7 protein-coding genes and 1 pseudogene are annotated in these 11,946 nt (G+C 72.5%); 7 read left to right on the top strand and 1 reads right to left on the bottom strand.

The genetic code is table 11. The annotated features are described in order from the left end of the window. From ABT381_RS32770 to ABT381_RS32745, 6 genes and pseudogenes are all read left to right on the top strand, one after another. A pseudogene (locus tag ABT381_RS32770) lies at nt 1-256 on the top strand (hypothetical protein); the annotation flags it as partial. Nucleotides 257-421: 165 nt separating this feature from the next. Then, nucleotides 422-1,765: an ABC transporter substrate-binding protein gene (locus ABT381_RS32765; RefSeq protein WP_351600691.1), complete on the top strand. Its 1,344-nt coding sequence runs from the start codon at nt 422-424 to the stop codon at nt 1,763-1,765. A gap of 4 nt (nt 1,766-1,769) precedes the next feature. Further along, nucleotides 1,770-3,119 carry a carbohydrate ABC transporter permease gene (locus tag ABT381_RS32760; protein WP_351600688.1) on the top strand — a complete coding sequence of 450 codons (1,350 nt, stop codon included), beginning with the start codon at nt 1,770-1,772 and terminating at the stop codon, nt 3,117-3,119. Further along, entirely contained in the window at nt 3,116-4,000 is an 885-nt protein-coding gene (locus tag ABT381_RS32755; protein WP_351600685.1) for a carbohydrate ABC transporter permease, read from the top strand. The genes ABT381_RS32760 and ABT381_RS32755 overlap by 4 nt, the downstream gene beginning before the upstream one ends. 148 nt (nt 4,001-4,148) lie before the next feature. Continuing rightward, complete coding sequence (locus ABT381_RS32750; RefSeq protein WP_351600683.1) at nt 4,149-6,491, top strand: bifunctional glycosyltransferase/CDP-glycerol:glycerophosphate glycerophosphotransferase; 2,343 nt, start codon at nt 4,149-4,151, stop codon at nt 6,489-6,491. Beyond that, nucleotides 6,488-7,414, top strand: a complete 927-nt coding sequence (locus ABT381_RS32745) for a class I SAM-dependent methyltransferase (RefSeq protein WP_351600680.1) — start codon at nt 6,488-6,490, stop codon at nt 7,412-7,414. Before ABT381_RS32750 ends, ABT381_RS32745 begins: the two co-directional genes overlap by 4 nt. A 108-nt stretch (nt 7,415-7,522) precedes the next feature. On the opposite strand, the gene ABT381_RS32740 is transcribed toward ABT381_RS32745, so the two are convergent. Then, complete coding sequence (locus ABT381_RS32740; protein WP_351600677.1) at nt 7,523-9,721, bottom strand: bifunctional glycosyltransferase/CDP-glycerol:glycerophosphate glycerophosphotransferase; 2,199 nt, start codon at nt 9,719-9,721, stop codon at nt 7,523-7,525. Nucleotides 9,722-9,890: 169 nt separating this feature from the next. On the opposite strand from ABT381_RS32740, the gene ABT381_RS32735 reads away from it, so the two are divergent. Further along, nucleotides 9,891-11,946 (top strand): glycosyltransferase family 2 protein (locus ABT381_RS32735; protein WP_351600674.1); only part of this gene is annotated, 2,056 nt, incomplete at its 3' end.

Here is an 11,946-nt window from a genome sequence, read left to right as displayed (position 1 = left end):
CCCGGCCGAGCCGCTGCCCGTCGGGCGCGGGCGGCTGTACCGAGCGGCCGACGGCTCCGCGACCCCGTTCCAGGCCGGCCGGGTCACGGGCCGGATACCCCGGACGTCGACCCTGCGGCCGACAGTCGTGCCCCTGGAATGGCACCGCATGGGCGATCCGCCGGCCCGCCGCCCGCTGCGCGAGCTGGGGAACGGCCCGACCGACCTGGCCCTGCTGGCCAGCGCGCTGCAGAAGGCCGCCCAGTCCCTGCCGTGACCTCGCGTGCGCCGTCGCGTACAACGAATCGGTCGCCGTACGGACAAGGAGAGTCACCCACTGCGATAACGGCCCGGTCACGACGGGGAGTTGTGTTCGAACGCGGTATTGCTCGGGCCTCCCGGCGCCGGTAGGACTGTCGCACGGCGAACGGGAGGGCGACGGATGCGTCACGCAACGCTTCGTACGGCAACGGCACTTGTCGCGGTGGGTGCCCTGGCACTGACCGGCTGCGGTGGCGACAGCGGCAAGAGCGAGGGCAAGGGCGGCGGCGGGAGTGCGCCCACCGTCGAGCTGCCGAAGCTGAACGGGCAGACCCTCCAGGTGACGGCCGTGTGGACCGGACCCGAGCGGGAGAACTTCACCAAGGTCCTCGACGAGTTCGAGAAGCGCACGGGCGCCAAGGTGCAGTTCGTGCCCAGCGGCGACGACATGGCCGGCTTCATCGGCTCCAAGGTCGCCGGCGGCGGCCCGCCGGACGTCGCGATGCTCCAGCAGGTCGGCGTGCTCCAGGAGTTCGCCAAGAAGGGCTGGCTCAAGCCGCTCGGCCCGGCCGCGGAGAAGGAGCTGGGCAAGAACTTCTCCAAGGGCTGGCAGGATCTCGGCAGTTACGGCGGCAAGACCTACGGCGTGTACTACAAGGCCAGCAACAAGTCGCTGGTCTGGTACAACACCCAGGCGTTCGAGAACGCGGGGGTGTCCGAGCCCAAGGACTGGAAGGGCTTCCTGAAGACCGCCAGGACGCTCGCGGACTCCGGCGTCGAGCCGGTCTCGGTCGGCGGCGCCGACGGCTGGACGCTCACCGACTGGTTCGAGAACATCTACCTCTCGCAGGCCGGGCCGGAGAAGTACGACCAGCTCGCCAAGCACGAGATCAAGTGGACCGATCCGTCGGTGAAGCAGGCGCTGACCACGCTCGGCTCGCTCTTCGGCGCCAAGGGGCTGCTCGCGGGCGGCAACGGGGGCGCGCTGCAGACGGCGTTCCCGCAGTCGGTGACGCAGACGTTCAAGGAGCAGCCGAAGGCCGCGATGGTCTCCTCGGCCGACTTCGCCGCCGCCAACATCGGCCAGACCAAGGCGAAGGTCGGTACGGACGCCAAGGTCTTCCCGTTCCCTGCGGTCGGCGCGGGGCACAAGTCGCCGGTGGTGACCGGCGGCGACGTGGCGGTGGCGCTGAAGGACAACAAGGCGTCGCAGGCGCTGCTGACCTTCCTGGCGTCCACGGACGCCGCCCGGATCTGGGCGGCGCAGGGCGGCTTCGTCTCCGCCAACGAGAAGCTGGACCCTGCCGTCTACCCGAACACCGTGTTCCGGGAGATCGCCAAGGCGCTGGTCGCGGCCGGTGACGACTTCCGCTTCGACATGTCCGACCAGGCCCCGGCGTCCTTCGGCGGCAAGCCGGGGCAGGGCGAGTGGAAGGCCCTGCAGGACTTCCTGAAGAACCCGAAGGACGTCGCGGGGACCCAGGCGCAGCTGGAGAAGGACGCCGCCAAGTCGTTCGGGAACTGATGCCATGACCTCCGGAGGCACCGCGGCCGCCGCGCAGGCGTCCGGCAAGGGCGCGAAGAAGCCCGGCAAGAGCGTGACGGGGACGCGCCCGTGGATCGCGGGCGCGTTCCTCCTCCCGGCGCTGCTGCTGCTCGGCGCGCTGGTGGTCTATCCGATCGGGTACTCGGTCTGGCGCAGCTTCTTCGACGCGCCGGGCAGCGGCTTCGTGGGGCTGGACAACTACGCCGAGCTGTTCTCCGACGACCGCATCCGCACGGCGCTGAAGAACAACATCATCTGGGTGGTGGTCGCGCCGACCGTGGCCACGGCGCTGGGCCTGATCTTCGCCGTGCTGACCGAGCGGGTGCGCTGGGGCACCGCGTTCAAGCTGGTCGTCTTCATGCCGATGGCGATCTCCATGCTGGCCGCGGGCATCATCTTCCGGCTGGTGTACGAGCAGGACCCGGAGCGCGGGGTCGCCAACGCGGTGTGGGTGGGCGTGCACGACACCTTCGCCGAGCCCTCGCCGTACCCGGGGGCCAATCCGCGGCCCAACGCGGATCTGCGGCCCGCTGGCGGCGGCGCGTTCATGACGAAGGCGGCGGCCAGGAGCGGCAGTGCCGTGGGCCTGCCGCTGGTGGCCGTGCAGCCGGACGACCTCAAGGGCGCGCAGCGCGCGAAGCCGGCGACGCCGCGTCCCGGGCAGATCACCGGCACCGCGTGGCTGGACTTCACGCGCGGGGGCGGCGGCACCCCGAACAGGATCGACAAGCAGGAGAAGGCGCTGGCCGGCCTGAAGATCGAGGCGGTCAGGGGCGGCAGGGTGGTGGCCACGGCGACCACCGCGGCGGACGGGACGTACGCGCTGCCCGCGCGCGCCGACGGGGCGAAGCTGCGGCTCCCGGCGGCGAACTTCGCCGAGGCGTACAACGGCGTCGACTGGCTCGGCCCGACGCTGGTGACGCCCGCGATCATCGGCAGTTACGTGTGGATGTGGGCGGGCTTCGCGATGGTGCTGATCGCGGCGGGCCTGGCGAGCGTGCCGCGGGAGCTGCTGGAGGCGGCCCGGGTGGACGGCGCGAACGAGTGGCAGGTCTTCCGCCGGGTGACGGTGCCGCTGCTGGCGCCGGTCCTGGTGGTCGTCCTCGTCACGCTGATGATCAACGTACTGAAGATCTTCGACCTCGTGTACATCATCGCGCCGGGCGCCAGCCAGGACGAGGCGAACGTGCTCGCCCTCCAGCTGTACCAGTCGTCCTTCGGCACGGACGTGAACCAGGGCATCGGCAGCGCCATCGCGGTGTTCCTGCTGCTGCTCGTCTCGCCCGTGCTGATCGTCAACATCCGGCGCCTGCGGAAGGAGCGGCAGCGATGACGGCGGTGGCCGACGGCGCGGTACGCGCCCGGCAGTCCCTGGCCGCGCGGATCGCGGCCCGTACCGGCGGCGGCGCGCTGCGGGTCTTCCTGATCCTGGTCGGGCTGTTCTGGCTGATGCCGACGGTCGGGCTGCTGATCTCCTCGCTGCGCGACCCGGCGGACGTCGCGGAGAGCGGCTGGTGGCAGGTGTTCGCCAAGCCGGCGCAGCTGACCTGGTCGGCGTACGGCAATCTGCTGGGCAACGCCAAGATCATGGACTCGCTGTGGACCACCGCGCTGATCACGGTGCCCGCGACGGTCCTGGTGGTGGTCATCGGGTCGCTGGCGGGCTACGCGTTCGCCTGGATGGACTTCCCCGGGCGGGACGTCTGGTTCATGGTCGTGGTGGGGCTGCTGGTCGTCCCGGTGCAGGTCGCGCTGATCCCGGTGGCGAAGCTCTTCGGCGCGGTCGGGCTGTTCGAGACGACGGCCGGGGTGGTGCTCTTCCATACGGCCTTCGGCCTGCCGTTCGCCGTCTTCCTGCTGCGGAACTTCTTCGCCGAGATCCCGCGCGAGCTGCTGGAGGCGGCCCGGCTGGACGGAGCGAGCGAACTGCGGCTGTTCACGCGGGTGGTCATGCCGCTGGGCGGCCCGGCCATCGCGTCGCTGGGCATCTTCCAGTTCCTGTGGGTGTGGAACGACATGCTGATCGCGCTGATCTTCGCGGACAGCGGCAATCCGCCGATCACCGTGGCGCTCCAGCAGGAGGTGCGCCAGTTCGGCAACAACATCGACGTGCTGGCGCCCGGCGCCTTCGTCTCGATGGTCATCCCCCTGGTGGTCTTCTTCGCCTTCCAGCGGCAGTTCGTGTCCGGCGTGATGGCGGGCGCGGTGAAGTAGGAGCGGGAGCCGGCGGCGGCTCACTCGTACGGGTGCGTCTCGTCTGCCACCCGGGGGTAACCGGCCGCCGCGCCGCATGAGGGCGCGGCGGGGCCGGGAACGATCGCTGACCGACAGCGCAGCCGGCCGCCGACTCATGGAAGTGCCCTTGCCACGGTTCAGCGTCATCGTTCCCGCTTATCAGGTCCAGGCGTACCTGCCGGAATGCCTGGAGTCCGTCCTCGGCCAGGAGTGGACGGACTTCGAGCTGATCGCGGTCGACGACGGGTCGCCGGACGGCTGCGGTGCCCTCATCCGCGACGCCGCCCGCCGCGATCACCGGGTACGGCCCGTGCACCTGCCGGCCAACACCGGCCTCGGCCCGGCCCGCAACGCTGGCATCGCCCACGCGCGCGGCGACTACCTCCTCTTCCTCGACGGCGACGACACCCTCACGCCCGGCGCCCTGCGGGCCGTCGCCGACCGGCTGGCCGCGACCGGCGACCCGGACGTGCTGGTCTACGACTACGCCCGCACCACCTGGTCCGGCACCGCGGCCCGCAACCAGTACGCCCACCTGCTCGCCGAGCACGGCCCGCCGGCCTTCCGGCTGGCCGACCGGCCCGCCCTGCTGCGGCTGCTGATGGTGGTGTGGAACAAGGCGTACCGCAGGGACTTCGTGCAGCGGCAGGGGCTCACCTTCCCGCCGGGCTACTACGAGGACACACCCTGGACGTTCCCGGCGCTGGCGACGGCGGAGTCGATCGCGGTACTGGACCGGGTCTGCGTGCACTACCGGCAGCGCCGCCGGGGCTCCATCCTCGGCACCACGGGGCGCGGCCACTTCGACATCTTCGACCAGTACGACCGGGTCTTCGCGTTCCTCGACTCCCGTCCGGAGCTGGCCCGTTGGCGCCCGCTGATGGTGCGCCGGATGACCGACCACCTCACGGCCGTCTACACGGCGCGCGGGCGGCTGCCGCGCGACAGCCGCGCCGAGTTCTTCCGGCGGGCAGCGGCGCACTGCCGCCGGTACCGCTGCGCCGTCCCCGTCGGCGTGGACGGCGCCCCGCCGCGGCTCGCCGTGCGGGTCCGGCACGGCCTGGTACGGCTCGGCTGGCACCGCCCGTTCCGGCTGCTGGCGAGCGCGCAGCGGCTGCGCCGGGCGGTCGCACACCACGCCCGGTGGCTGCTGCGGCGGACGCGGCGCGCCGCGCTCGGGCTCCACTACCGGCTCCAGCGGCGGCTGCCGGTGCGGCCCGACCACGCGGTCTTCACCGCGCACTGGCACCGCGGCTACGCGGGCGATCCCGCCGCCATCGAGGCCAAGCTGCGCGAGCTGTGCCCGGGTATGCGCACGGCGTGGGTGGCGGCGCCCGGGTACGAGGACAGCGTGCCGCCGGGCGTGCGGTGGCTGCGGCCCGGCACCGCCGCGTACTGGACCGCGCTGGCCCGCTCGAAGTACCTGGTCAACAACGTGCACTTCGACGGGCGGCTGACCAAGCGGCCCGGCCAGGTACTGCTCCAGACGCATCGCGGCACCCCCCTCAAGCACATGGGCCTGGACCTCCAGGAGCGCCCTGCCGCGGCCCGCGACACCGACTTCGCGCGGCTGCTGCGCGGCGTGGACAGCTGGGACTACAGCCTCTCCGCCAACCGGCACGCCACCCTGACCTGGGAGCGGGTCTACCCCGCCGGCTACACCACGCTGGAGTACGGGCAGCCGCGCACCGACCGGTTCCTGCGCGCCACCGCGCAGGACGTGCTGCGCATCCGTACCGAGCTGGGCATCCCGCCGTCCGCCACCGCGATCCTGTACGCGCCGACCCACCGCGACTACCGGCGCTCCCGGCGCCCCGCGCTGGACCCGCACCGGCTGCTGCGGGAGCTCGGCCCCGGCTTCGTGGTGCTGGTGCGCCCGCACTTCTCCTCGCTGGAGGGCCCGCCGTACGCCGCCGACGTGCCGCCGGCGCCGCCCGGCGACGGGGTGATCGACGTGAGCGGGCACCCGTGCGTGGAGGACCTCTGCCTGGCCTCGGACGCGCTGGTCACCGACTACTCCTCGCTCATGTTCGACTACGTGAACCTCGACCGGCCCGTGGTGGTCCTCACCGACGACTGGGAGGCGTACCGGGCGTCCCGCGGCACCTATTTCGACCTGCTCAGGCACCCGCCGGGGCCCGTGGCCCGCAGTGAGGACGAGCTCATCGACATCTTCGCGAGTCCCGCATGGCGCGGTCCCCGTTCGGCCGCTCTGCGGGCCACTTTCCGTTCACTTTTCTGCCCCTACGATGACGGCCACGCCGCGGAACGCGTGGTACGCCGTGTGTTTCTCGGGGACGAGGGGTCACCTCCCGACGCCGTACCCCTCCACGAGCGCCGGCCCGCGCCTTCTCCCGAGCGGGCCCGCCGGCTCGCGGTGCCGCAGCCGGTGCCCGGGCCGCCCACAACAGCACACGCGTCGCATGTCGCCATCGAATCCCCCGACCGTCTGGAGACGGACCGCACATGACTGCCCTCACCGCAGACCAGAGTGCCGAACAGCTCCCACGACCTACCCGCCTGTCCGACGTCAAGGGCTGGTTCTTCACCGCCGACCAGCTCATGTTCGACTGGTTCCTGGCCCGCCAGGACCGCCGCAAGGAACCGGGCGACCTGCTGGAGCTCGGCGCGTACATGGGGAAGAGCGCCATCTTCATGGGCGCCCGGCTGCGCGCCGGTGACCGCTTCACGGTCTGCGACCTGTTCGATTCCCCCGCCGAGGACGCCTCCAACTCCAAGGAGATGGCGAAGTCCTACGCCACGCTCACCCGCCGCGCCTTCGAGGCCAACTACCTCTCCTTCCACGACGAGCTGCCGCACCTCGTGCAGGGCCTGTCCTCGGTGATCCGCGCGCACGTCGCGGACGACAGCTGCCGCTTCGCGCACATCGACGCCTCGCACCTGTACGAGCACGTGCACGGCGACATCCTGGCCGTGCGGGAGCTGCTGCGCCCGCACGGCGTGGTGGTGCTGGACGACTACCGCGCCGAGCACTGTCCCGGCGTGGCCGCGGCCACCTGGCAGGCGGTGACCACGGGCGGGCTGAAGCCGCTGTGCATCACCGGCACCAAGTTCTACGGCACCTGGGGCGACGCGGAGCCGGTCCGCGCCGAGCTGCGGGAGTGGCTCGCCGGACGCGATGATCTGTGGCACGAGGTGCAGCAGGTGGCCGGACAGCCGTTGATTCGCCTGTCGGCGAAGGGGGCGAAGGAACCGGCGCATCCGGTGTCCCGGCACCGGTCGGCGGTCCCGTCGCAGCCGGGCGGCATCGCCGGGCTCGGCGGCGGGCGGTCGGCGGGCGGCGGCCGGCGCGCGCTGCGGCGCTTCGCGGTGAACGTGTTGCCGCCGGTCGTCACCAAGGCGATCGTCGGTGCCCGTCAGCGGGCGCGCTGAGCCACTACGGGCAGTTTCCCGGCCGCGGCGCCGTTGTGGCCGGTCGCGCAGTTCCCCGCGCCCCTTACGGGGCGCTTTGCCTCACTCCTGTGCCCAGAGCTCGGCCCCTTACGGGGCCGGGGCTACGGTCCGTTCGGCGAGCGGGACCACCGGCAGTAGCTCCTCCTCGCCGAGGAAGACGCGGCGGACTACGCGTTCGGCGGCCAGGCCGTCGTCGTATGGGCAGAAGCGGTCCCGGAATGCGGCCCGCAGTTCCGTGGAGTGGGCGTCCGCCCAGCGGCCGGAGCGGAACAGGGCGGCGATCTCCTGTTCGTCGCCCGCCACGTGGCCCGGGGTGTCGCCGGGCTCGCCGGAGAGCAGGTCGAAGTAGACGCCGCGGGCGTGCCGGTACGCCTCCCAGTCCGAGGAGTGCACGACGACCGGCCGGTCGAGCCCCGCGTAGTCGAACATCAGCGACGAGAAGTCGCAGAGCAGCGCGTCGGAGGCCAGCGCCAGGTCCTCCACGGACGGGTGCCGGGAGACGTCCAGGATGCGGCCCGCCTCCTCCAGCGCGGCGAGCCGCGAGTCCGCGCCGTAGAAGTAGTGCGTGCGGACCAGGAGTTGGTAGCCCTCGCCGAGGTCGTCGGCGAGGCGCTCCAGGTCCAGCGGCGGGTTGAAGCCGCGCTCGTAGTCGCGGTGGGTGGGCGCGTAGAGGATCGCGGTGGTGCCCGGCGCGATGCCCAGCCCGGCGCGGATCCTGCGGACGTCGTCGGCGGTGGCGGTGAAGTACCGGTCGTTGCGCGGGTAGCCGGTCGGCAGCGTCTCGTAGTCGCTGGGGTAGACGCGCTGCCACACCTCGGTGGAGTGCGGGTTGGAGGACAGGCAGTAGTCCCACTGGTCGGCGTGGTCGAGCATCCGCAGGAAGCTGACGCCGTGCGCGGCGGCCGGGTGGCGGCGCAGGTCCATGCCCATCTTCTTCAGCGGGGTGCCGTGGTGGGTCTGGAGGTAGACCTGCTCGGGGCGCTTGTGGACGGTGCCGGAGAAGTTGGCGTTGTTGACGAGGTACTTGGCTCGGGCCAGCACCTCCCAGTACCGGCGCGAGTTCACCAGTACGGTCTCCACGCCCGGCGGCACGTCCTCGCGGTGCTTGCGGTCCACCACCCACACGCCGCGCAGGTGCGGCGCCAGCTCGCGGGCCTTCGCGTGGATCGCGGCGGGATTGCACAGCACGCCGCGGTTCCAGTAGGCGGCGTAGACCACGAGGTTCTCGTCGACGGGGCGGCGCAGCTGGAGGCCGTAGTAGCGGCGGTAGACGCTGCGCGCGGTGCGGTGCTTGCGGGCGCGCAGCGTCTTGGCGGTGCGGTGCCGAAGCGTTCCGGCACGCTGCAGGGAGCGGTAGACGGCGTAGGAGTTCAGGTGACCGGGCAGCTCGGCGGCGGCCGGGCGGTGCCGGCGCAGCAGGCGGACCAGCTCCCGGTAGAAGTCGGGCCGGTCCGCGGCGCGCACCCGGCCGTCGTCCTCCATGATCCGCAGCAGCCGGCCTGCGGCGTGCGTGAACAGCACGCCGCGGGCCGCCTCGGTGCCGCCGCCCAGCCCGGTGCCGGTCAGCGCGCGGAACAGCGCGTCGTACCGGCCGATGACCGCGAAGTGGTGCCGTCCGGGGACGGTGGAGGCGCTGCCCCGGCGGCGCTTGCGCCAGGTCACGCACACCTGGTCCAGGCAGGCGATGCGGGACGCGGCCAGCAGTACCCCGAAGACCACGGGCACGTCGTCGTACGGGCCGTCGGCGAACGCGAAGCGGTGCGCCTCCCACAGGTCACGGCGGACCGCGCGGTTCCAGGACGCGGGCAGCACGGCCAGGCACTCCGGCAGGTCCTCGGCGGTGAAGACCGTGTCGGCGTGCTCCTCCAGGAACTCCCGGTCGGCGCTGCCGTGCCGCTTCTCCCAGACGTCGATCCGGTCGTGATCGAAGAGCAGCACATCGGGCTCGCCCGCGGCCCGCAGCCGCGCGTCGATGGCCGCCAGCGCGCCGGGCGCGAGGAAGTCGTCGCCGTCGAGGAAGAGGAGGTACTCGCCGGTGGCGCGGCGGACGCCGGCGTTGCGGGCCGGGCCCACGCCGCCGGGGCGTTCCAGATGCAGCGCGACGACCCGGTGGTCGGCGGCCGCGTACGCGTCGATGATCGCCCCGTCGCCGCCGTCCGAGCAGTCGTCGACGGCGATCAGCTCCACCCCTTCGAAGGACTGCGTGAGGACGGAGTCCAGGCAGTGGCGCAGGAAACCCTGCACGCCGCGGGCGGGGACGATGACGCTGAAGCGGGGCATGGCCATCCAGGGGTCGGTACGCACGGTGCAGCGCCAGCGTAGGCGGACGATCACGCTCCGTCCCGTTCTTCCGCCGGGGCCGGTCACTCGAACAGCGCAGGAAATGTGACGGGTGAGACCGCACGGGGTTGGACTGGTGTCCCGTGCGTCCCCTGGAAAAGGTCTGGTCTGCTCCATGGATCCCCGGCTCACCGTCGTCATCCCGATCTACAACGTGGAGGAGTACCTCCACGAATGCCTCGCGTCCGTGGCCGCCCAGACCCTGCGGGAGCTGGACGTGGTGATGGTCGACGACGGCTCCACCGACTCCGGACCCGAACTGGCCCGCGAGTTCGCCGCGCGCGATCCGCGCTTCCGGCTGGTGACGCAGGAGAACGGGGGCCTGGGGCACGCCCGTAACACCGGCGCCCGGCACGCCGACCCGCGCACCGCCTATCTGACCTTCATGGACAGCGACGACGTGCTGCCGCCGCGCGCGTACGAGGGCCTGGTTTCGCTGCTGGACGAGTCCGGCTCGGACTTCGCGACCGGCAACGTCTACCGGCTGACCGCCGAGGGCCGCAGCCAGGCGTGGCAGCACAAGACGATGACCCGCACGGTCCTGGGCACCCACATCAGCCGGGACCTGACCCTGCTGGCCGACCGGGTGGCCTGGAACAAGGTCTTCCGGCGGAGCTTCTGGGACCGGCACGGGCTGGCCTTCCCCGAGGGCGTGCTCTACGAGGACACGCCGGTCACCATCCCCGCGCACTTCCTCGCCGAGGCCGTCGACGTCCTCCACGAGCACGTCTACTACTGGCGCATCCGCGAGGGCTCGATCACCCGCCGCCGCACCGACGTGAAGGGCGTACGGGACCGGCTCGCCGCCGTCGACGGCGTCAGCCGCTTCCTCGCCGACCCGGACCGCACCCGCTGGACCCGGCACAAGCGCGACTACGACCGGTCCGTCCTGGTCGACGACCTGCAGTACTTCATCGACGCGCTGCCCATGGCGGGCGAGGAGTACCACCGGGTCTTCATGGACGGGGCGCGGGACTTCCTCAGCCGGATCGACCCCACGCTGTACGCCGAGCTCCCCGTCGAGCAGCGCATGAAGTGGGCGCTGATCCGGGAGGGCCGCCTCGACGACCTGCTGCGGCTGCTGGAGTACCAGCAGCGCAACAACTCCGGCTTCCACGTGGCCGGTCCGCCGCTGCGCAAGCGCGCGGTGCTCGCGGTCGGCGGCGGCCGGCCGATCCCGCTGCCGCCCGCCGTCACCCGGCTCACCGCCAAGGACCTGCCGGTACGGGCGCGGCTGCGGGAGGCGGTGTGGCGGGACGGCAAGCTGGTGCTGCGCGGCTACGCCTACATCCGCAACATCGCGGCGCCCGGCCGGCTGCGCTGCCTGAAGGCCGCGGTGCTGATGTCGGGCCGGCGCCGGATCGTGCTGCCGGTGCGGTCCGTGCCCGCGCCGGACGCCACCCACAACTCCCGCCAGGAGCAGCACTGTTACGACTGGTCCGGCTTCGAGATCACGGTGGATCCCAAGCGGCTGGCCAAGGGCGGCCGGTTCCGGCCCGGCCAGTGGAAGGCGGGCATCGTGGTGGCCGGGGCGGGGGTGGTGCGGCCGGCCGCGCTGCGCGCCCTGGACACCGGCTCCGGCGCGTCCCCGCTGCCGCACGAGGTGGCCGACGGGATGCGGGTGGTGCCCTGGTACAAGGACGGGCGGCTGCATCTGTCGGTGGAGCGGACCGTGCGGCGGCTGGCCGGGCAGCGCACGGTGGGCGACGGCGCGGCCGAGCTGACCGTGACGGACGCCTCGGCCAACGCGCCGGTGGCGCTGCGGCTGACCCACCGCGGCACGGACGAACGCCTCGAACTGCCGCTCACGGAAGCGGACATCACCGCCGAGGGCACCGGCCACCGCCTCACCCTGCGCATCGACCCGGCCGCGCTGGCCGAGGCGGCCACCGGCGAGGCCGCCACGGGTGCCGGGCGCGGGACCGCCGCCACGGGTGCCGGGAACGGGACCGCCGCCACCTGGGACCCCGTACTGGTCTACGCGGACGGCAAGACCGCCCGGATCGCGGCCGACCCGACCACCCCGGCCGGGCGGCAGGTCGACAGCGGCGGCCGGGAGCTGGTGGTCACCGCCACCGCGGCCGGCAACCTCGTCCTGCACACCCGCGCCCCCGAGCCGTTCGCCGACCGGCTGGCGTGGCGCCCCGACGGGTCGCTGGAGGTGGCGGGGC

This window comes from Streptomyces sp. NPDC000151 (assembly GCF_040301705.1).
Taxonomy (GTDB): Bacteria; Actinomycetota; Actinomycetes; order Streptomycetales; family Streptomycetaceae; genus Streptomyces.
This window is presented reverse-complemented; position numbering and strand designations above follow the sequence as displayed.